Below are 17645 nucleotides of genomic sequence, written 5' to 3'. Positions count from 1 at the left end.
AGTGAGATGAGAGTCGTAAGGACAGAACGATTAATAGTCGCTTTGAGCATATTTAGTGGACTTCTCGTATCTTTTGGTCGCGCGATGCAAGTCTATCCGCAACAAATTAGCGGGAATGGGAATCTAGGTTTTGTATCGCTCTTACTTCTTCTATTACTTTTTCCGATGGGAATCGTTCTCGTATTGCAATGGGTGAGGGAGTCGCAGCTTCGTGTTTTGTCTTTAATCGGTTTATCGATCAGCACGATGATCTATCTCGTGTGTGGCATCATTTATCAAATTGAACAGTTTACGCAGTATCAACTGTTGGTCAAACAACAAGTCATTGCAGATCGTGGAACGACCGATGGTGATTATTTAACGAGTATTACGACGGTTTTTTCGCCCTATATGAATAGTCAATTCTTTAACGGAAATACTTTTTTGATTTACTGGGCAAGTGTCTTGTTGATAGGAAGTTTGATCGCCTGGTGGACGCGAGAAGACTGGCAAACGTCTGAGTCGGATTAATAAATCGTATGATATGATTTTTACTAACGAAATACAAAAAGAGTCCTTCTCTTTACTGTACTTTCAGAAAAGAGAAGGACTCTTTAATTTTGCAATCACAACTACTCAAAAATGATCGCTTTGCATCTTATGCAACAACTGATCGAACGTTTCGTGGTCTTTCGATGTAAAGGCACGGAAATACCGGTCGTCGATTTCTTCGATTTCAGGAGCCGATTTTTGAATCAGCGCTGTACCATCCTTCGTCAAGAGAATCCGCTTTTCCCGGTTGATCCGTTTTCGAATGACGAGGTGTTCTGCCAGCAACTTTTTGACCGTTTGTGAGATGGCACCACTCGAGAGCTCGAGAGTTCGTTCAAGTGATTTTTGCGTTGCACTCTCCTGATGATACAGAGTCATCAATAAATCGAATTGTGACTTCGAGAGACCTTTTGGTTTAAGTACATCGTTGACTTCTTTCGAATAACGGCCGTGGAGCCGTTGAATGGCGTTCCAGTGCTGCATCGAGGATTCGAATGCGAAGGTCATATGTTTTCCTCCTCTTCTGTCATGCGGGATTGAGCTTATCGAAGAAACGGATTAATTCTTCTTGTTGTCGAGCCGTTAAGGCGGCGAATTGTTCTTGTTGAAAACGTTCGTAGGCGGGCATTACTTCCTGTAGAATGGCTGTTCCTTTTTCCGTCAACAGAAGATAGTTCGTCTTCCATTTTCGTTGACGGGTGATCAGTTGCCGATCGAACAGTCGCTTGATTCCGTGTGAAATCGTGCCATCGGTCACTTGGATCCGTTCGGCGATTTCCTTCTGGCTCGTGCATGATGTCGTGTGTAAACAGCGTAATACCTCGAGATTCGTATGGGATAAATCCCAATGTTTCAAGAAAGCATTGACGCGCTTGATTTGTTGATTATGGTAAGTCGAAATCGTATGCCAGCATGTCATGGGATATGTCTCTGTGGTTGTTGTCATGAGGAACCTCTTAAATGTAGAATGTGTTGCTGATGAATTACTTTTACCATACCATATTAAAAATATGTAGTGCTACTAGTTTGAACGGAAACCCATCACTTCCCATCATTCGTCAAAAACCATATGAAAAAGACCTGATCCAGTCAGGTCTTCTCAAGAAGGAACATCGTTCGATAGGATGAGGTACGAATCCGTTAATTGGAATCCGTATTTCGTAAAGCAGGTCTCGGAAACGCGACCTTGCAAAGTGATGGTAGCATAGTCGCCGCGAATGACGTAGGCGGTATATTTTTTTTCGATATCATGAATCAAGGATTCGAGAAGTAGACCGCGCTCTCCTAGTCCTTCCTCACGAACGTTGATTTCTAACAACCTAAACGTACCAAATTCGATATTCGACGTTCGTTCGGTTCGTTCATGGAGAACGGTCAGGAAGGAGCGTTTGGAAATGAGTGAACGATTGTTAGGTGGCTCAAGAATCGTGACATAATAACTGAGTGCCGGAGGACGCAAGTTACGCGTGACTTCAACGATTTGACGTTGTTTATTATAAGCAAGACCTACGATTTGCTCCTGCGGATGACTCGGCATGGTCAGTCCTTCCTGCTCACAGACGGTTTGCCACTCGGCTTCTGGGATCCAGACAGCCTCTTCGGTTTTCGCTAAAGCTTTAAAGAACTTCACGTTGGACGGATGACCTCCTATGTAAAATGACTAACCCCATCATGCCTGACAGGTAGACAAAAAACGAGTTACAATCTGACGACAAAAATGTCTTCCTTTGCTACCAGTATACCTTGAAATTTCATTTTGAAACAGACTACATCTGATCAAATCCACTGTCTATACTGAAAGTACTAAGTAAGGAGGCGAGCATATGAGAACAGTCGAAGGTCCTTATTTTCACGGTACGAAAGCCAATTTGAAAATTGGGGATAGGTTGATCCCAGGACATACGTCGAATTTTCGCGAACAACCACTTCAGCATGTCTATTTCACAGCGACACTCGATGCGGCGAAGTGGGGCGCGGAGCTCGCACGATCTGACGCTCCGGAACGTATCTACCTCGTCGAGCCACTGGGAGCGTATGAGGATGATCCAAACTTGACAAACAAACGGTTTCCAGGCAATCCGACCCGGTCGTATCGTTCGACGGAACCTGTGAAAATCATCGCTGAGCTCGGGTCGTGGGAACGGCATACAGATGAAGAAATTATGGCGATGAAAACATCCCTGCAGCGGTTACGCGCAGAAGGGAAGGATACGATCATTGACTAAACGAACGGGGGAGAAGATTTGTCTGTACATGATTTCAAATCGATCCAACCGGCGAACGTGATCGTCAATAATCAATTATTAGTCAATCACTTGCATGCCATCTGCCTGAATCAAGAGGACGAGCGATCGATCACAATCTTGGAAGATCCATTCGTTCCACCTGTCGAAACAATTGTTGGCATCAAAACATTCTATGAAACATTTTGAGAAGGACGTTTTGATCGTTGAAAAGATGGGGGTCATGAAATTGCTTCGAAATGAATAGAGAAATTAATTGAATTTAAGATAAGTACTACAATTGATTCTTTTTGGCATAATGCACTGCAAAGTGAATAGGAAATGGTACAATATGTTAAAAGGGGGTCATTCGAGTGTCTCGCTTTAAACAAGAAAAGAAACAACCACTTGATCATCTCCGCGATGGTGTTGATCAAGGTCTTGGTAGTGCTGTACCCCGTGGACAAAACGATGGGATGCGTGGACTTGAGATGCTCGCGGTGCTTGTCGTTCTCGGTGGAGTATATTTCCTGTATCAATGGTTCATGTAATGCAAAACGCATCGTCCTATACAGGATGATGCGTTTTATTATGTATTATCGAAGTTCTTTTTTGATTTTTCGAAGTGAGATACGAGACAAGACCCATTCTAACAACTGCATCGCTAAAAAAACACAGCAAAACTTAACGGGGATCTCCATCCATCCCATTAGATCATGTGGCATACCATCATGAACCGTCGTAATGATGGATAAGAAAAGGCTGGTCAACAAATGTTCTAACGTATGTTTTCTCATTTTCTTCTTAAAGGACGTCTCATCATAAATATCTTGATCGTACACTCCAGCGAATGCCATGCGAATAATGCCGTATACAAGATATGCTCCAATTATGAAAAAGCTAAATCCCCACTCTGCAATCGGACGTTCTAACACCACTCCACGAATGACGATATCAAGTAAAGCTAAGAAGAGGACAAAGATTCCTGCTTCGAAAAATACTTTTGTACTCTGTTGTTGAACGCGCTCATCCGTTTCCTTTTTAATGCCAAAGAATTCTAACCACTTATTCATGCTGTTCCTCCCAAAATAACGTATTTAAATCTGTTTGTAGGGCGTGTGCGATGTCTAGACAAAGTCGAAGACTCGGATTGAATTTATTCGCTTCAATCAAGGCGATCGTTTGTCGTGTGACATGCACTTTCTCTGCTAGTTGACCTTGTGTTAAGCCTTGCTGCATGCGAAGTTGTTTCATCGGACTCAACGATGTAGACATATCTATCCACTCCTTTACAAATATTCCCTCAGCTAGTGTGTCATATATAGATGACATATGCAATGTATATATTGCAAAAAAGCATCGCCTTTATAAGGACGATGCTTCTTTTTGTTCAATTTCACTGACGATATCATCCAGTGTGACGTGAGCCAGTACCTTCTCAAGTGCGGATTGTGCGAGCTCGAAGATGGGTGTGACCGTCGATTGGATGTTTCGTCCAACCGGACAATCTGGATTTGGTGCGGCATGGACACCGAACAGTTCCTTATCCGGAACGACAGCGACGGCTTGATAAACGTCAAGTAGCGTGATCCTAGACAACGGACGGGCGAGTCGTGCACCGGCGACACCCGGACGGACCTCGATCAAATCGGCTTTCTTCAACATGCTCATGATTTTACGGATGACGACCGGATTCGTATTGACGCTGCCGGCAATCAAGTCGGATGTCATCTTCTCATCGGTCGCAATCAACGAGAGAATATGAATGCCGACCGAAAAACGTGTACTGATGGCCAACGGATGACCCTCCTTTTTAAAAACATTGTTCTCTCATTATACGTCGTATCGTTCATTTGGCAAGAAACGGGGAATAAAGACAAGGATGTTGACAAATGATTTATTTGTAACTATATTGGTTACATGTAATCAAAGTAGTTACATATCAAAAAGGAGGAATCATCATGAACATTGGAATCATCGGAGCAACGGGTAAAGCAGGACAATTGATTGTACAAGAAGCGATCGAACGCGGACATGACGTCACGGCAATCGTCCGTAACGCTGCAAAAGTAACCGCAGACGTCACGATTCTCGAGCGTGATGTGCTCGCCCTGACGAAAGACGATTTGAACGGATTTGACGCCATCGTCAATGCATTTAACGCAGCACCGGGTGAGGAAACGAAGCATATCGAAGTCGGGCGTCATTTGATCAACGTGTTAGCAGGAAGCAAGACACGACTATTCGTCGTCGGTGGTGCAGGAAGCCTGTTCGTCGATGCCGAGCATACAGTACGTGTCATGGAAACACCGGATTTCCCGGAAGCGTACTATCCAACAGCTTCGAACATGGGGAAAAATCTGATCGAACTGCAAGGACAGCAAGACGTGATATGGACGTATCTCAGCCCCGCTGGATTCTTTGATCCAAGTGGTCAACGTACAGGAACGTATACAGTCGGCGGCGAGCAGATGATTCTGAACGCAAAAGGGGAAAGTTACATCAGTTACGCGGACTATGCCATCGCGGTAGTGGATGAGCTTGAAAACGAACAACACCTCAACGAGCGCTTCTCGGTCGTTGGCGAACAAGGGTGATGAAGGCAGACCGACGCACCTAGTCGGTCTTTTTTGATGGATAAAGAAGGAAATACAGCGGAGGACGGATGGCGAAGTGGCACGGTTTGCCTAAAATAAAGATAGAAACGACTAAAGGAGTATAATTCATGATGCGAAGAATGTTTAGTATCATCAGTCTGTTAGCCGTCTTGATCGTCTGTACATCGTCTACGCAACCGTCCCGGTTCGAACGTTCGGAACCCGTCGCTACGATTGAGGATCATTACGCAGGACAAATCAATTGGCCGAGTGAAAGTGATCCGTTGCTGGAGATTCAAGCCAAACCATGATCTACATATTGCCGAAAAAAGCCCGTCTCCTTGAAGAAGACGGGCTTTTTAATGACGTTAAATGACAGTCATTGCGTTCAAGAAGACGAACAAGAACGTGATGCCGCTCGTTAAAATCAAAAAAGGGAGGACGATCAGTAACTCGAGGTGCGGACGAATGCCGTGATAGAACAGAAAGAACAGTGCTAAACAGGCGGTCGTGATGGTCAACGCAAGTGAGGCGATCAATTGATGAAGGGGTTCGACGAATGGAATGAGAGACGACCCTGTGACCGTATCGAATGCTAAACCGAAGGACAATAAAATGAGTAAGTATAGAATTGATTTTTGACGAAACATGCGACATGTCTCCTTTACTGAACGATATATTCAGTATAGTACCTAACACATCGTTCTTACCTAACAAAAATGTAAGAAAGTGGCTGATTTCATACAATTGAATCCGTCTTGTACAGTATTGTCAAACGTGTCATCAAAAAGTAGAGGAAAGCAGCGCTACTCGCAATCGCTTGAAAACAAAGCGGTTGAAACAAATCTTTGAATACAAGTAACAGGACGCCACCGATTAATAAGGCGATGCCTTGATTCAGGAAGAGGTGTGTTATAAAAGACAGCGGTCGTGAACGGAAAGAGAAGTAACGAATCGCGTCGGTCAAGATGCCGCCGACCGTGATGACAATCGCAAACGACAACAATGTCTCAAAGACACCTTGATAATAGCCGGCGTTTGTATCGGGCATAAGGCGTGGTGATGATGGGAGATGTTGATACAGCATCAGAAAAATCCAGTTAGTCATCAGTAGTCGAAATGACAGACGGATCATGGTGTTCCTCCTTTCCGGTATTTATAATGATAGACAGTCGAGAAATCAGTACATAGGTCAATGCGGTACATACGTTAGTAAAGACTAATGTTAAGGGCAGTGGAGTCAAGACAGAAGTCATGCCATTCAGGATACAAGCGCTTCCGATATGGATGTACAGCTGAGACATCCAAGGCAGGGACCGTTTTGAAAACAGAAAAGAACAGGCGACTTCAGCAAGTACGATTCCACTGACGAAAAGTAAAAGAAATGCATCCGTGTGTGTATTCATCAGCTGTTCCATTCGAGATACGGTCGGAACAAAACTTGCTATCGATCCTGATAGCATGGAGAACAACCAGTAACTGAGTCCGATTCGGAAAAATAAGCCGGAAAGGGACCGACACAACGCCGGATATTTTCGTGACATTTCGGAAATAAGGAAATAGATTAACGTCATACCACAACTGATTAGGACGAAATTGTTTGAAAAAGAATGATCCAAGACAACAGAAATCAAAACAAAACTGAACAAAAGTGCGACCAATACGGTCGAAAGAAATACGCGAGGCACTAGCTGCATATAAAATGAACCCAATTCCATATATTAGTACTTTTAGTATACAACAAAGGTAGAGAGTTGCGTGATTTTTTATCGACTATGTTATCTTATGGGAATAGGGTTACACAAAGGAAATGAGAGGAACACTATACCATCGACCGGTCGTGCTAAAAGGAAAGGACATTATCATGCGAGAACGTCAATTGTTCTTGATTGGGCTCATTTTGTCGGCTTGTTATGTCGTGCCCATGATTCTGCTTGGACAGGATAGTCATGTTCGCATCCACGATAATCTGGATTCAAATGTCGTTTGGTATAAATGGTTAATCGAAACTAATAGCGTTCATGCGGGGATGAAAGCGATGGTTCCGGGGTTGATGAGCGGAGTCGTCTCTCGCAACGCGTTCGTCAGTTCCTTTTCAGGCATCATCTGGTTCTATGAATGGTTTAGTCCGTTTACAGCATATGTCATCAGTCAACTCGTCACGCGACTGGTTGCTTTCATCGGGATGTACCTCTTACTGCGAGATTATGGACGAAACCGACTACCGTTATATATCGTCGTTTGGTGTGCGATTTTATTTGCCTGGACACCGTTTTGGCCGTCCGGAATGCTCAGTACGCTTGGAATGCCCTTATTGCTTTGGGCATATTGGAACCTGTGGCATCAGCAAAAACGACGCGTCAGTCTGCTTGTACTTTTTCTTGTTCCCTTCTATTCCAGCTTTGTCTTAGGAATTTGCTTTTTCTTATGTGTACTCGCCATCTATCATATCGTCAAAGAGGTGCGTGCGCGCTCCTTCCATCGTCTGTTTTGGGTGGCATTCATCGGTCAGACGCTACTCTATCTGCTCATTGAATATCGACTGGTCTACTCACTTTTATGGGAAAGTGAACCAACGAGCCGAGAAGACTTTGAAGAAGGACGAAACGGACTGCTGGCGACGATGCGGCTGGTGCTGAAGCACCTTGTACTCGGGCACACGCATGACCGAGCTGCGCAAGCACCGATTCTGTTGTTGACGATTGGAGTGGTCGTCATCTTGTCTTGGCGTCAGAACGGTCAACTCCCGCGACGGATTCGTCGATTGACATATCTGTTGATTGGATTGTCCATCTGGTATGCCGCTTGGTTTTATATAGGGTGGAATCCGCTGAAGGATCAAATCAGTCTATTGCGGACATTCAACTTCTCGCGCTTTCATTTTTTACAACCGATGATTTGGTATGGTGTCTTTTTCTTGTCCCTGGAATGGCTCTGGCTTCATGTAAAACGCCGGTGGGTGAAACGGCTGTTGATGGCACAAACCATCGTTCTTTTGCTCTGGCATCCGGAAATCATCTATCGGAACGAACCGAACTATCGTGCCTTTTATGCGACAAATCAGTTTGACGCGATCAAACGTGAGATTGATCGTCCGACATCAACGTATCGCGTTGCCTCACTCGGGCTTCATCCAGCGATTGCCCAGTACAATGGACTGCAGACGATCGACGGATACGTCAATTTTTATCCGCTCTCCTATAAGCGGCAGTTTCGTCGCATCATTGAGGGAGAATTAAATAAAAGTCCAACGTTACGTCGTTATTACGACACATGGGGAAACCGCGTGTATGTGTTCTCAGCAACACTTGGAAAAGATGACATGATGACGTCTGATCGTCCGAAAACGATTGATGATTTACAGCTCAATACACGTCAAATGAAGCGGATGGGGGCATCGTATCTGATTTCTGCCGTGACGATCAAAGATGCTCGTCAAAAAGGGTTCGTCCGCATCAAAACATTTCGTGATCCTCAATCGGCATGGACACTTCGACTATATCGGATTCGTTAAGAGGAGGAAGAAAAGATGCAAACGTATGAAGCTCCAACAGTTGCTTTCATCATTCCGTGTTATAACGAAACGGACGTGTTGCCGCTCACGATTCGAACGTTGCAGTCGTTACTCATGCAGTGGAAAGAGGAGCGGTTGATTGCTCACGATTCGTTCGTCTTATTCGTTGATGATGGTAGTAAGGATGCGACATGGGCGTGTATCACTGCAATCCATGAACAAGACGATCAGTTCCATGGTCTGAAGCTTGCCCATAATGTCGGACATCAACAGGCATTATTTGGTGGTCTGAAGGAAAGTCGGACGCAAGCCGAGTGTTTCATCTCACTCGATGCTGATTTACAGGATGATTTAGGAATCGTTCCCGCTTTCTTGGAGCAGTTTCATGTCGGTCATGACATTGTCTACGGAGTGCGAGCGGATCGCTCGTCTGACAGTTGGTTCAAACGGACCAGCGCTGAAGGATTTTATCGCGTCATGAGCGGACTTGGTGTCGAGACGATACCGGATCATGCCGATTACCGTTTGATGAGTAGACGCTCCGTCGAGACGTTATGTGATTTTCCGGAACGCAATCTGTTTTTACGGGGAATCGTTCCGACACTCGGATTCAAGACGACGACGGTATCGTATCAACGCCAACGACGCCAAGCGGGGGAATCAAAATATCCGCTACGAAAAATGCTACATCTCGCATGGGACGGTATCACTTCCTTTAGTGTCCGCCCGATCAAGCTATTATTCCTTATCTCCGTGTTAATGCTGATCGTCTCAATCGGGTTCGTCGGGTATGCCTTTTATCGGGAAATGATCGGGGAGACAATCAATGGTTGGACCTCTTTAATGATGTCGATTTGGTTTATCGGTGGGTTACAACTGTTTGGGATCGGCTTGATTGGTGAATACATCGGTAAGATTTATCAGGAAGTCAAGCGGCGTCCCCGGTACGTCGTCGAGGAAAAATGCCAATGATTGCAACGTTCGGACGTTTTCTCCTTGTCGGCATCATCAATACGATCGTCGGACTTGCCATCACGTTATTTCTGTATCATTTCATGCGAGTTGGCTACTGGGGTGCGACGGCAATCGGAAACGGCTGCGGTATTCTCGTCAGTTATCAGTTGAACCGACGTTTTACGTTTCGCCAGGCGACGGGCGGCTATCGCTACTGGCTTCGTTTTCTGCTCGTCGTCGTGCTGAGTTACCTAATTGCTTATCGCGTGAGCTTAGTCATCGTTCATCATTTATTCCCGACACTTTCCGAAACAATCGCCATCTTGATCGGGATGATCTTATACACAGGGTTGAACTTTATCGGACAGTCGGTTTGGGTATTTGATGAGAACTCCAAACAGACGCCCGGTCCACGTTGAGGGAGAGGGCGTCTGTTGATGTCAGAAGACTTTGTACCAGTATAGTGTCCAATCGATGTGTGGATTCGCGAATTGTTTCAGCGTATCGACACCCCCGAGCTTGAATCCGTGACGTACATAAAACCGACAGGCAATCACGTTATCATGCTGGGCTTCCAGCGATAGACCAACTAACTGTTTCTCTTTCGCCCATTGTGTAGCGGCGTCGAGAAGTTTTCGACCAATGCCATGCTGACGATAGTCACTTCGGACAGCGATGTTTTCGATATAGGCGAACCGGTTCCAGTCCCGGTGCATTCGAATCTGTCCGACGCACGACGAACCGGAAAACGCGAGCAAGACGATTCGGTCCGCACTATCGATATAGGACGTCCAGTCGAGTTGATCATCTGGAAAGCGAATCGACTGCGGTCGATCGAAGAGCTGTTCTTCATACGACCATTCGCCATCGATGAACTGAGGCGAAATGTATCCGATGACGGGAAAGGTATCGTTTGCATCATTGACGACAGTGACTGTCGACGAATCAAGCGGACGGATGCTGATTGTTAGTGGATTTGACATATAGACCTCCATTTTCTAGGTCGAAATGCGTCAGCGTGTGTAGACCATTTGACCACCGAGGTGACCGGCGTAAGCGAGAAGTCCACTGCCGATTAACGCAACGATCAGGCTGACTGCCAACCAGACTTTTCCTTTTGAGCGATAGCTAAGTAATAGAAATAACAACGAAATGCCAAATGTAATCAGGCTGTATAAAGCAAAGTTCTCATGCTGATGAATATCAGCTCGTTCTAAATTCCACTTGTCGATTCCGAATTCTTCAGCGCCGTCTCCCGTAATATAAGCAACGATTCCGGAAAGTAATCCAACGACGAGTGTGATCAAGGCGAACAACTTAATTCGTGTCCATTGCAGGGAACACAGCAACAGCAACGTCGCGAATAACAACAGTCCGATCGGTGCATGCACGACAAGCGGGTGTAACGGGATACCATTCAGCATAAAAAGAACCTCCTTCAATGAGTTAGGTGCATTCTACCAAATATTAGAAGGAGACAAGTTTCATTTTTAAACAACAGGGTCATGCATCACTGCTTGCGATGTAACACGCGTCGAAAACCCCAAAAGAGAATTACGATGACAAGGATGACCCAAGTTGCGTGACGCATGACGAGTTGGGCAATCAAGGACCAACGTTCTCCGAGCAAAACGCCACTCCACATGAACAAGAGAGACCAGATCAGAAATGAAACACTCGTGAGTCCTGCAAACGTCAAGAAGCGGATCCGTAAAAATCCAGCGAGACAGGCAAACAACGTCTTCCAAAGCGGGGAGAGCAATAAATAATAAGTTCCTTTCTGATGAAAACGATCTTCAAACTGCGTCAATCGCTCACTGAAAGTTGGAAACATCCGTGTTAAGCGGAATCGGACGGGTGGTCCACCTAAGTATGCAATCGCATACAGCATGCTTTGGGAGGCGACGAACGCAAGATTTGCAATCAGGAGCATCGGTAAAAAAGCGACAATTTGAATCGAAACGAGATATCCGGCATACGCCAGGATCAATTCAGTCGGGATGAAATGAGCGAACAACGCAAGAATGATTCCAAGATAACGATACTGCTCCATCAGTTGTTGCCAGTGCATGCTATATCCCTCCTTTAATAGTTCTTTACCATTTTAGAAAAAGATGAACCCTACAAAAGGTCTAAACAGAGGAGAAAAGGGAATTTTTCTTCGATACCGAATACATAGTCAGAAGACAATGAAATCAAATAGAAAGACAGCAGTAGAGGACGTGACAACATGAACATGGATACAGTCAATCAGTATCTCGATGCCTATGGATACGGTGTCATTTTCATCTTTTTATTTTTTGGCATCGTCGGGATTCCAGCACCGGAAGAATCGTTACTCGTTCTGATTGGCATCTTAAGTGGTCAGAACGAAGAACGATTGATCTATTCAATCTTGACGGCATACGCTGGAACATTCGTCGGGATGTTGACGGCATATGGGGCAGGACGTTTCTTCGGACCGACCGTTCTACGATACGGTCGATTCATCGGATTGACGAAGGAACGCTGGGAGCGGGTATCAAAAGGCTACATGGAACGCATCAATCGAACGATCATCGGCGGTCTCTATATTCCAGGCGTGCGACAGATCAATCCCTATTTTGCGGGTATGAAGCGAATTTCATTTGGTCGGTACTTTTTTGTATCGGCAATCGGTTCCGCGCTTTGGGTCGTACCCTTTGTCTTGCTCGGTCACTTTGCCGGTAAGACATTTCATATCAAACCGGAAGTCGTCCCGTATTTCGGACTTGCCTTACTCGTATTATTCCTGCTCGGAGTGTTGTTGAAAGGGCTCAAGCGAAAGCGACTTGAAAAACGCGTCGTTTCAAGGAAAAATCAAGCGGGAAAAGAAGACTAAACGATACTTCTTTTTGAAGGATCGTCGGAACAGTTTGAAGGAGTGGACAAACGATGCAAAAAATAGTGATCTTTCCTTTTTTAAGGATGCGATCCGGTCATCATCTTGTTGCCGAAGCCATCGCTGAACGATTGCAAGGACCAGGGATTGAAGTTAAGGAAGTAGAATTGCTCAGTACGATCAGTTCGTTCGCGGAATGGGTGACATCGAAGTTTTACCTGAACTGGATCCGACACTTCTCAAACGGCTATAGTCGTTTTTATCATCAGCATATTGCCGGGCGTTCGAGTAATGCCCGGTCGACAGGGTGGACGTCGCATTATTTTCAACAACAATTGTTACGGATCATTCAAGAAGAACAGCCCGATGTCATCATCTGTACGCATGCGTTTCCGTCCTATCTCTTGAACCAATTGAAGGAACGAAACCTATGTGATATACCGGTCATCAATGCCTATACCGATCTGTTCGTCAGCCGCGTCTGGGGAAAGACGCATATCGAGTACCATCTGTTGCCGAATCGTGAGGCAAGGCAAGAATTGCACGAGCATCATGCAGTACCCGATGAGCGCTTGTTCGTGACGGGAATTCCGATTCATCCAGTCATTTCTGGCGGTTCGTTCATTCGATCGACACAGTCCCGTAAACAAATCCTTGTCGCCGGCGGAAACGGTGGGCTCGGTCAACTCGAGACGTTGCTTGCGCAAATCGAACAGTGCGTTGAAGCAGATTTTCATGTCTTATGCGGAAAGAACCGGATGCTTTATAAACGACTAGCCTCGCGACGTCATTCACATATCCATCCGCTCGCCTATATCGATTCACGGGATGAGATGAATCGGCTGTATGATCGAATGGATGCGATCGTCACGAAGCCGGGTGGTGTGACAGTCAGCGAAGCGTTCGAAAAACGTGTACCGCTATTCATTCAACATGTCCTACCGGGACAAGAAGAGATCAATCGTACGTATTTGATGGAGAAAGGGCTTGCGTTCTCCTTTAATCAAACGGATTCACTCGCGGACGTCATCCGTCGGACGCTTGAGAACCCGGACGTCATGCATGTTTGGCAACAAGCGATCACGCAGTATCAAAATGATCGCGTCATAGCCGATCAGCGATTTTTCGCGGAACGAATTGCGGGTTGCCTGCAAGAGCGTCGTCAAAAAGTAAATGGATAATAAGGGAGTTAGTTTACATGCGTTCACGTCTTGTCACAGCGGGAGTTCTCGCGACACTTGCCTATACGGTCGTTCCGTATATGGCGTCACGCGTCTTTGGATGGCGCGTGACGAAATCACTGGACTCACGATCCGTCGCCTTGACGTTCGATGACGGTCCAGACCCTGTCTATACGGCAGAGCTGCTTGATCTCTTACAACAAGAAAGCATTCAGGTGACGTTTTTCGTCGTGGGTCATAAAGCAGAAGCGCATCCGGACCTCATACGCCGGATGCATGAAGATGGACATCAACTCGGGATCCACAATTATGTCCATCGACCGAACTGGTCGATGCGACCATCAACGGTCCGGACCGGCATCGAGCGGACGGCAGCAATCATTGAACGGATTACCGGTGAGCGTCCGACGGTCTATCGTCCGCCATGGGGGGCACTCAATGCCGGAGATGTCCTCTGTCCTCCCGCTTACGAAATGATTCTCTGGTCGAAGATGGCGGAGGACTGGAAGCTAGAGGGCGGGAAGGCGAAAATCAAACGGCTGCTATCGAATGTGTCAGAAGGCGACATCATCTTGCTCCACGACAATGGGGATACATTCGGTGCGGATCCACAAGCACCGGTGCAAACGATCGCGGCGCTGAAAGAACTCTTACCGGAGTGGAAAGCACGCGGCTTACAGTTTCGGCGTATCGATCAAGCCTAAAAAAAAGAGGACTTACCAGTTCCGTGGTAGGTCCTCTTTTGCATGGATTAAGCCTTGCGTGACATGTCGTCCTCATCTTCTTGACGATGATGGAGGATCAAGCGTCGCACGACGAACGAGCGTAAGAATAGGATGAAAGTGATGATTGGAAGCAGTAACCACCACGATGGCGTCAAAAATAAGTCATCGAACGTCGTGATCATGACGAAATGACGCCCGATGTACAGCCACATGAAAAAGGAACTGACGAATAGAATGGCTTCAGAAGTCGTCATGAACTCAAAATCAGTTTTCATCGAACCACTCCTTATGGATGGGATTGGATTATTTTACACTATCCACCATATCACAAAACCGATAACAATGCTCCAACAAACGAATACGAATGCTAGACCATAACATTGGAGCAATGGAAAGGAGCGAGGTCCTTGTTGTTCAAGTCGGCGTCGTGCTTGTGTCAGAATTTCTTCAGGAATCGAACGTATGATGAAGTAGATACCGAGTGGAACGAGCAAGAGATCATCGAGCAGACCGATGACGGGTAGAAAATCAGGTATCAAGTCGATCGGACTGACAGTATAGGCGATCAAGGCAACGATTCCCCACTTGATATGACGAGGTAAACGAGGATGTTCGATCGCGTAAGAGAGGATGGATAGTTGAAGCTTCATCCGTCTAGCGACGTGTTTCATCCGCTCTAACATAAACGGTCACTCCTTTCTTATGAGCGAACTGGTTCCCGTTCCTGTGTCGTGACAGCTGCCTCGCCATCCCCTTCATACAGAATGACACGATTTCGTCCTTGTTCCTTCGCAGCATACAAGGCTTCGTCAGCTAAAATGTTCATCCGCTGAACGGCGACATGTTTCCCGTGAGCGATTCCGATAGATGCCGTGATGGCAATTGACGGGAATCCATCGAGCTGAAAGCGGGTGTTCGCGATCCGTTCCCGAATCCGGTTAGCGACCTTCGTGACTTTAGACGGTGTCAAATCATAGACGAGGACCATGAATTCTTCGCCACCGATGCGAGCCGTGATATCATGCGGACGTGTCTCTTCCTGCAAGATGCGTGCGAACTGTTGCAAGACGAGATCACCGTTCGCATGTCCATACGTATCATTGACATGCTTGAAATGATCGATATCGAGCGCAAGCACATTATATACACGTCCCTCTGCTTCAAGCAACGCTGTCCGTTCATCCCAGACGCGGCGATTGTAGAGTCCCGTCAAGTGATCGAGTTCGGCCGATTGTTTATAACGCTTTACCTGCTCGTTGAGCAACTGAAAGTCGATCGTCAGCAGACTCGATAACAGTCCGACCGCAAGTCCGATCGTCCATGTCGAAGCGAGTAAACGAAGGGCAGCGTCACTGAAGCCGAGATTGATCGAGACAGCAATCGATATCATGAACAAGGCCCAAACGTTCATGATGAGATTTTGCAAGAATGGTCGATGGAGCAACCGTTTATGAATAAAGTACATCCCGGTGCTGATGCCAAGAACTGCGAGAAACGCGACGATTGCTTGCGGAGTCCAGCCGAAGTAGAAGCGAGAGCAGCCGATGATCAGTGTCGCGATGATCAGAGGCGAGCGGACGCCGTAAAAAGCGAGCAGGACGAGCGGTAAATGACGTAAGTCCATCCGCAACGATTCGTTGACGGCGATTCCTTTAAACATCAATAACACGCCAAGCAGTCCGGTTGCAAGACCGACGATGAGGGACTTCAGACTGCTCGATGCGAGACGTTGACTATAGATGATTTTAGCGATCAAATAAAAGCCGGTGAAGGCGATACAAGCGTTCAATAACAACTCGGCAATGAACATGACTTTCACATCCTTGAGTGTGATACTTTCACGATAGCAGTTTGATAAAGGATGTCAACGAGAGAGTCTCAAAATTTTAAAGATTCAGGTAAAGACTTGCTTGAATGAAATCATTTGGTAAAATAAGAGAGCTTCAGGGAAGGAGAGGGATGAAGTTGGCACCAAAACGTCTGACGATTGAAGCGCGAAAATTAGACGGACGTCCACATTATTCGTGGAACGGATATGTCCTTGAACAGACAAAAGACTATCTGCTCGTCGCGAATACGCCAGGGCGGATGCTTTTTCATCATCGTCGCGAAGCTGTCTATACATACGATAATTTTAGTCTCGAGTTTTATCCGCTAGATGCGGATTTCACGGTCGGTCTTGATCTAGAACGGACGGGAGAGGTGACGTACTACTGCAACATCTGTCTTCCGCCGGTTCTTCAAGAAGAGACCTTATCGTTTATCGATCTCGATCTTGATCTCGTCCATCGAAAGGGAGTGTGGACGGTCGTCGACGAGGATGAATTTTTAGAGAACCAACAACTGTACAACTACCCGCTTGATGTGATTGAACGCGCCCGTACTTCGCTAAAGACCTTGCAACGACGAATCGCGCAGCAACAGTTTCCGTTTGACGGCTTTTTGGATTCATTCATCCCGACTGTCCTGCAGATGAAAAGAAGGGGGAATGAGACATGAAAACGATTCGTTGCCATCGCGCGTTCGGTGTCTATGGTTTATTGATGAAGGAGGATGCCTTACTCGTCATCGATAAAAATGGTGGACCGTATATCAATCGTTATGATTTACCTGGGGGAAGCCTCGAAGAAGGGGAGACGCTCGCTACGGCGATGCGCCGTGAATTCACAGAAGAGACGGGACTCGAGGTGGCACTTGAACGACAGATCGGCGTCGCTGACTTCAAGCTCCCATGGGACTGGCGGGACTTCGACGAAGTGCATCATATCGCCGTCTTTTATCTCGTCCGACAGACCGGTGGAACGCTTGGCATCCCTGAGCAATTCGTCGGACAAGACTCGCTCGGTGCGCGCTGGGTCAAAGCGAGTGACGTCTCGATCGATAACGCGTCACCGCTCGTACTCGAAGCGTTTCGCTGGATCGAGAAACAGCAACTTGATCTCGAGGCACGACGTTTTTCGAGTTGGAACGTCTTGAAGTGAACAGGAGCGCTCTTCGTTAACGGAGAGCGTTTTTTATGTCTGCAACGTCAAAAGGTCAAACCGTCAGGAGTGTTGGTCGG

Annotated in this window: 28 protein-coding genes; 14 read left to right on the top strand and 14 right to left on the bottom strand. The window is 46.4% G+C overall.

Annotation, left to right across the window (positions count from 1 at the left end):
- Positions 1 to 6 precede the first annotated feature (6 nt).
- Positions 7 to 510 carry a hypothetical protein gene (locus ACHWTJ_RS09195; RefSeq protein WP_294741735.1) on the top strand — a complete coding sequence of 168 codons (504 nt, stop codon included), beginning with the start codon at positions 7 to 9 and terminating at the stop codon, positions 508 to 510.
- A 105-nt stretch (positions 511 to 615) separates the two neighbouring features.
- Here ACHWTJ_RS09195 and ACHWTJ_RS09190 read toward each other — a convergent pair whose 3' ends face one another.
- The 3 genes from ACHWTJ_RS09190 to ACHWTJ_RS09180 all read right to left on the bottom strand — a co-directional run bounded on the left by ACHWTJ_RS09190 (position 616) and on the right by ACHWTJ_RS09180 (position 2161).
- Positions 616 to 1038: a MarR family winged helix-turn-helix transcriptional regulator gene (locus ACHWTJ_RS09190; RefSeq protein WP_294746630.1), complete on the bottom strand. Its 423-nt coding sequence runs from the start codon at positions 1036 to 1038 to the stop codon at positions 616 to 618.
- 19 nt (positions 1039 to 1057) lie between these two features.
- On the bottom strand, positions 1058 to 1477 hold the full coding sequence (locus ACHWTJ_RS09185) for a MarR family winged helix-turn-helix transcriptional regulator (RefSeq protein ID WP_294741732.1): 420 nt from the start codon (positions 1475 to 1477) through the stop codon (positions 1058 to 1060).
- A 153-nt stretch (positions 1478 to 1630) separates the two neighbouring features.
- Positions 1631 to 2161 (bottom strand): hypothetical protein, encoded by a 531-nt coding sequence (locus ACHWTJ_RS09180; RefSeq protein WP_294749862.1) that lies wholly within the window; start codon positions 2159 to 2161, stop codon positions 1631 to 1633.
- Positions 2162 to 2354: 193 nt separating this feature from the next.
- Here ACHWTJ_RS09180 and arr point away from each other — a divergent pair, with 193 nt between their 5' ends.
- From arr to ACHWTJ_RS09165, 3 genes are all read left to right on the top strand, one after another.
- On the top strand, positions 2355 to 2756 hold the full coding sequence (gene arr / locus ACHWTJ_RS09175; protein ID WP_294746624.1) for an NAD(+)--rifampin ADP-ribosyltransferase: 402 nt from the start codon (positions 2355 to 2357) through the stop codon (positions 2754 to 2756).
- Between the two features lie 18 nt (positions 2757 to 2774).
- Positions 2775 to 2963 carry a hypothetical protein gene (locus ACHWTJ_RS09170; RefSeq protein WP_394679512.1) on the top strand — a complete coding sequence of 63 codons (189 nt, stop codon included), beginning with the start codon at positions 2775 to 2777 and terminating at the stop codon, positions 2961 to 2963.
- 164 nt (positions 2964 to 3127) lie between these two features.
- Positions 3128 to 3304: a hypothetical protein gene (locus tag ACHWTJ_RS09165; RefSeq protein WP_394679511.1), complete on the top strand. Its 177-nt coding sequence runs from the start codon at positions 3128 to 3130 to the stop codon at positions 3302 to 3304.
- A gap of 45 nt (positions 3305 to 3349) precedes the next feature.
- Here the strand turns inward: ACHWTJ_RS09165 and ACHWTJ_RS09160 are convergent, their stop codons facing one another.
- The 3 genes from ACHWTJ_RS09160 to ACHWTJ_RS09150 all read right to left on the bottom strand — a co-directional run bounded on the left by ACHWTJ_RS09160 (position 3350) and on the right by ACHWTJ_RS09150 (position 4550).
- Positions 3350 to 3826, bottom strand: a complete 477-nt coding sequence (locus ACHWTJ_RS09160) for a DUF6773 family protein (RefSeq protein ID WP_294741724.1) — start codon at positions 3824 to 3826, stop codon at positions 3350 to 3352.
- Positions 3819 to 4028 (bottom strand): helix-turn-helix transcriptional regulator, encoded by a 210-nt coding sequence (locus ACHWTJ_RS09155; protein WP_394679510.1) that lies wholly within the window; start codon positions 4026 to 4028, stop codon positions 3819 to 3821. The genes ACHWTJ_RS09160 and ACHWTJ_RS09155 overlap by 8 nt, the downstream gene beginning before the upstream one ends.
- Before the next feature lie 90 nt (positions 4029 to 4118).
- Positions 4119 to 4550 (bottom strand): Rrf2 family transcriptional regulator, encoded by a 432-nt coding sequence (locus tag ACHWTJ_RS09150; protein WP_294749858.1) that lies wholly within the window; start codon positions 4548 to 4550, stop codon positions 4119 to 4121.
- Between the two features lie 164 nt (positions 4551 to 4714).
- Here ACHWTJ_RS09150 and ACHWTJ_RS09145 point away from each other — a divergent pair, with 164 nt between their 5' ends.
- Positions 4715 to 5350, top strand: a complete 636-nt coding sequence (locus ACHWTJ_RS09145; protein WP_394679509.1) for an NAD(P)-dependent oxidoreductase — start codon at positions 4715 to 4717, stop codon at positions 5348 to 5350.
- A gap of 128 nt (positions 5351 to 5478) precedes the next feature.
- Complete coding sequence (locus tag ACHWTJ_RS09140) at positions 5479 to 5661, top strand: hypothetical protein (RefSeq protein WP_394679508.1); 183 nt, start codon at positions 5479 to 5481, stop codon at positions 5659 to 5661.
- A gap of 57 nt (positions 5662 to 5718) precedes the next feature.
- Here ACHWTJ_RS09140 and ACHWTJ_RS09135 read toward each other — a convergent pair whose 3' ends face one another.
- A complete protein-coding gene (locus ACHWTJ_RS09135) occupies positions 5719 to 6000 on the bottom strand; it encodes a hypothetical protein (protein WP_294741719.1) in 282 nt (93 codons plus the stop codon).
- 89 nt (positions 6001 to 6089) lie between these two features.
- Positions 6090 to 6485 (bottom strand): hypothetical protein, encoded by a 396-nt coding sequence (locus tag ACHWTJ_RS09130; protein ID WP_294746606.1) that lies wholly within the window; start codon positions 6483 to 6485, stop codon positions 6090 to 6092.
- A gap of 729 nt (positions 6486 to 7214) precedes the next feature.
- Between ACHWTJ_RS09130 and ACHWTJ_RS09125 the strand changes: the two genes are divergently transcribed.
- From ACHWTJ_RS09125 to ACHWTJ_RS09115, 3 genes are read left to right on the top strand one after another with little or no spacing between them, the layout of a single operon-like run.
- Complete coding sequence (locus ACHWTJ_RS09125; protein WP_394679507.1) at positions 7215 to 8864, top strand: DUF6044 family protein; 1650 nt, start codon at positions 7215 to 7217, stop codon at positions 8862 to 8864.
- 15 nt (positions 8865 to 8879) lie between these two features.
- Positions 8880 to 9836 (top strand): glycosyltransferase family 2 protein, encoded by a 957-nt coding sequence (locus tag ACHWTJ_RS09120; RefSeq protein ID WP_394679506.1) that lies wholly within the window; start codon positions 8880 to 8882, stop codon positions 9834 to 9836.
- Complete coding sequence (locus tag ACHWTJ_RS09115; protein ID WP_035397577.1) at positions 9833 to 10237, top strand: GtrA family protein; 405 nt, start codon at positions 9833 to 9835, stop codon at positions 10235 to 10237. Before ACHWTJ_RS09120 ends, ACHWTJ_RS09115 begins: the two co-directional genes overlap by 4 nt.
- A 21-nt stretch (positions 10238 to 10258) precedes the next feature.
- On the opposite strand, the gene ACHWTJ_RS09110 is transcribed toward ACHWTJ_RS09115, so the two are convergent.
- The 3 genes from ACHWTJ_RS09110 to ACHWTJ_RS09100 all read right to left on the bottom strand — a co-directional run bounded on the left by ACHWTJ_RS09110 (position 10259) and on the right by ACHWTJ_RS09100 (position 11889).
- On the bottom strand, positions 10259 to 10801 hold the full coding sequence (locus ACHWTJ_RS09110; RefSeq protein WP_294749629.1) for a GNAT family N-acetyltransferase: 543 nt from the start codon (positions 10799 to 10801) through the stop codon (positions 10259 to 10261).
- A 30-nt stretch (positions 10802 to 10831) separates the two neighbouring features.
- A complete protein-coding gene (locus ACHWTJ_RS09105; RefSeq protein ID WP_294749630.1) occupies positions 10832 to 11242 on the bottom strand; it encodes a DUF2231 domain-containing protein in 411 nt (136 codons plus the stop codon).
- A gap of 86 nt (positions 11243 to 11328) precedes the next feature.
- Positions 11329 to 11889 (bottom strand): DedA family protein, encoded by a 561-nt coding sequence (locus ACHWTJ_RS09100; RefSeq protein WP_394679505.1) that lies wholly within the window; start codon positions 11887 to 11889, stop codon positions 11329 to 11331.
- Between the two features lie 159 nt (positions 11890 to 12048).
- Here ACHWTJ_RS09100 and ACHWTJ_RS09095 point away from each other — a divergent pair, with 159 nt between their 5' ends.
- Genes ACHWTJ_RS09095 through ACHWTJ_RS09085 form a run of 3 tightly spaced genes read left to right on the top strand, consistent with a single transcriptional unit; the run spans position 12049 to position 14563 of the window.
- Positions 12049 to 12678: a DedA family protein gene (locus tag ACHWTJ_RS09095; RefSeq protein WP_294741704.1), complete on the top strand. Its 630-nt coding sequence runs from the start codon at positions 12049 to 12051 to the stop codon at positions 12676 to 12678.
- Positions 12679 to 12731: 53 nt separating this feature from the next.
- Positions 12732 to 13859, top strand: coding sequence for a galactosyldiacylglycerol synthase (locus ACHWTJ_RS09090; protein ID WP_294749632.1), 1128 nt, complete (start codon positions 12732 to 12734; stop codon positions 13857 to 13859).
- A gap of 17 nt (positions 13860 to 13876) precedes the next feature.
- The gene (locus tag ACHWTJ_RS09085) at positions 13877 to 14563 is read left to right on the top strand and encodes a polysaccharide deacetylase family protein (RefSeq protein ID WP_294741700.1); all 687 of its coding nucleotides are present in this window, start codon (positions 13877 to 13879) and stop codon (positions 14561 to 14563) included.
- A gap of 47 nt (positions 14564 to 14610) precedes the next feature.
- On the opposite strand, the gene ACHWTJ_RS09080 is transcribed toward ACHWTJ_RS09085, so the two are convergent.
- Genes ACHWTJ_RS09080 through ACHWTJ_RS09070 form a run of 3 tightly spaced genes read right to left on the bottom strand, consistent with a single transcriptional unit; the run spans position 14611 to position 16394 of the window.
- Complete coding sequence (locus tag ACHWTJ_RS09080; RefSeq protein WP_294741698.1) at positions 14611 to 14859, bottom strand: hypothetical protein; 249 nt, start codon at positions 14857 to 14859, stop codon at positions 14611 to 14613.
- Between the two features lie 33 nt (positions 14860 to 14892).
- Positions 14893 to 15267 (bottom strand): YkvA family protein, encoded by a 375-nt coding sequence (locus ACHWTJ_RS09075; protein WP_394679504.1) that lies wholly within the window; start codon positions 15265 to 15267, stop codon positions 14893 to 14895.
- 17 nt (positions 15268 to 15284) lie between these two features.
- Positions 15285 to 16394 (bottom strand): GGDEF domain-containing protein, encoded by a 1110-nt coding sequence (locus ACHWTJ_RS09070; protein WP_294746575.1) that lies wholly within the window; start codon positions 16392 to 16394, stop codon positions 15285 to 15287.
- A 149-nt stretch (positions 16395 to 16543) separates the two neighbouring features.
- Between ACHWTJ_RS09070 and ACHWTJ_RS09065 the strand changes: the two genes are divergently transcribed.
- Positions 16544 to 17083 (top strand): DUF402 domain-containing protein, encoded by a 540-nt coding sequence (locus ACHWTJ_RS09065; RefSeq protein WP_394679503.1) that lies wholly within the window; start codon positions 16544 to 16546, stop codon positions 17081 to 17083.
- Positions 17080 to 17565 carry an NUDIX hydrolase gene (locus tag ACHWTJ_RS09060; RefSeq protein ID WP_294746572.1) on the top strand — a complete coding sequence of 162 codons (486 nt, stop codon included), beginning with the start codon at positions 17080 to 17082 and terminating at the stop codon, positions 17563 to 17565. The genes ACHWTJ_RS09065 and ACHWTJ_RS09060 overlap by 4 nt, the downstream gene beginning before the upstream one ends.
- The last annotated feature ends 80 nt before the right edge of the window (positions 17566 to 17645 follow it).

This window comes from uncultured Exiguobacterium sp. (assembly GCF_964277885.1).
In the GTDB taxonomy this organism is placed as follows: Bacteria; Bacillota; Bacilli; order Exiguobacteriales; family Exiguobacteriaceae; genus Exiguobacterium_A.
Note: the sequence above shows the minus strand (reverse complement) of the source record. Positions and strands in the feature narration are given on the sequence as shown.

Bases quoted from the DNA above. Each gene is read 5' to 3' on its own strand.
- ACHWTJ_RS09090 (WP_294749632.1), top strand. From the start codon at position 12,732: ATGCAAAAAATAGTGATCTTTCCTTTTTTAAGGATGCGATCCGGTCAT.
- ACHWTJ_RS09155 (WP_394679510.1), bottom strand. From the start codon at position 4,028: ATGTCTACATCGTTGAGTCCGATGAAACAACTTCGCATGCAGCAAGGC.
- ACHWTJ_RS09160 (WP_294741724.1), bottom strand. From the start codon at position 3,826: ATGAATAAGTGGTTAGAATTCTTTGGCATTAAAAAGGAAACGGATGAG.
- ACHWTJ_RS09130 (WP_294746606.1), bottom strand. From the start codon at position 6,485: ATGATCCGTCTGTCATTTCGACTACTGATGACTAACTGGATTTTTCTG.
- ACHWTJ_RS09060 (WP_294746572.1), top strand. From the start codon at position 17,080: ATGAAAACGATTCGTTGCCATCGCGCGTTCGGTGTCTATGGTTTATTG.
- ACHWTJ_RS09105 (WP_294749630.1), bottom strand. From the start codon at position 11,242: ATGCTGAATGGTATCCCGTTACACCCGCTTGTCGTGCATGCACCGATC.
- ACHWTJ_RS09140 (WP_394679508.1), top strand. From the start codon at position 5,479: ATGATGCGAAGAATGTTTAGTATCATCAGTCTGTTAGCCGTCTTGATC.
- ACHWTJ_RS09195 (WP_294741735.1), top strand. From the start codon at position 7: ATGAGAGTCGTAAGGACAGAACGATTAATAGTCGCTTTGAGCATATTT.
- ACHWTJ_RS09145 (WP_394679509.1), top strand. From the start codon at position 4,715: ATGAACATTGGAATCATCGGAGCAACGGGTAAAGCAGGACAATTGATT.
- ACHWTJ_RS09075 (WP_394679504.1), bottom strand. From the start codon at position 15,267: ATGTTAGAGCGGATGAAACACGTCGCTAGACGGATGAAGCTTCAACTA.
- ACHWTJ_RS09065 (WP_394679503.1), top strand. From the start codon at position 16,544: ATGAAGTTGGCACCAAAACGTCTGACGATTGAAGCGCGAAAATTAGAC.
- ACHWTJ_RS09125 (WP_394679507.1), top strand. From the start codon at position 7,215: ATGCGAGAACGTCAATTGTTCTTGATTGGGCTCATTTTGTCGGCTTGT.
- ACHWTJ_RS09080 (WP_294741698.1), bottom strand. From the start codon at position 14,859: ATGAAAACTGATTTTGAGTTCATGACGACTTCTGAAGCCATTCTATTC.
- ACHWTJ_RS09135 (WP_294741719.1), bottom strand. From the start codon at position 6,000: ATGTTTCGTCAAAAATCAATTCTATACTTACTCATTTTATTGTCCTTC.
- ACHWTJ_RS09095 (WP_294741704.1), top strand. From the start codon at position 12,049: ATGAACATGGATACAGTCAATCAGTATCTCGATGCCTATGGATACGGT.
- arr (WP_294746624.1), top strand. From the start codon at position 2,355: ATGAGAACAGTCGAAGGTCCTTATTTTCACGGTACGAAAGCCAATTTG.
- ACHWTJ_RS09190 (WP_294746630.1), bottom strand. From the start codon at position 1,038: ATGACCTTCGCATTCGAATCCTCGATGCAGCACTGGAACGCCATTCAA.
- ACHWTJ_RS09070 (WP_294746575.1), bottom strand. From the start codon at position 16,394: ATGTTCATTGCCGAGTTGTTATTGAACGCTTGTATCGCCTTCACCGGC.
- ACHWTJ_RS09110 (WP_294749629.1), bottom strand. From the start codon at position 10,801: ATGTCAAATCCACTAACAATCAGCATCCGTCCGCTTGATTCGTCGACA.
- ACHWTJ_RS09085 (WP_294741700.1), top strand. From the start codon at position 13,877: ATGCGTTCACGTCTTGTCACAGCGGGAGTTCTCGCGACACTTGCCTAT.
- ACHWTJ_RS09100 (WP_394679505.1), bottom strand. From the start codon at position 11,889: ATGCACTGGCAACAACTGATGGAGCAGTATCGTTATCTTGGAATCATT.
- ACHWTJ_RS09115 (WP_035397577.1), top strand. From the start codon at position 9,833: ATGATTGCAACGTTCGGACGTTTTCTCCTTGTCGGCATCATCAATACG.
- ACHWTJ_RS09185 (WP_294741732.1), bottom strand. From the start codon at position 1,477: ATGACAACAACCACAGAGACATATCCCATGACATGCTGGCATACGATT.
- ACHWTJ_RS09120 (WP_394679506.1), top strand. From the start codon at position 8,880: ATGCAAACGTATGAAGCTCCAACAGTTGCTTTCATCATTCCGTGTTAT.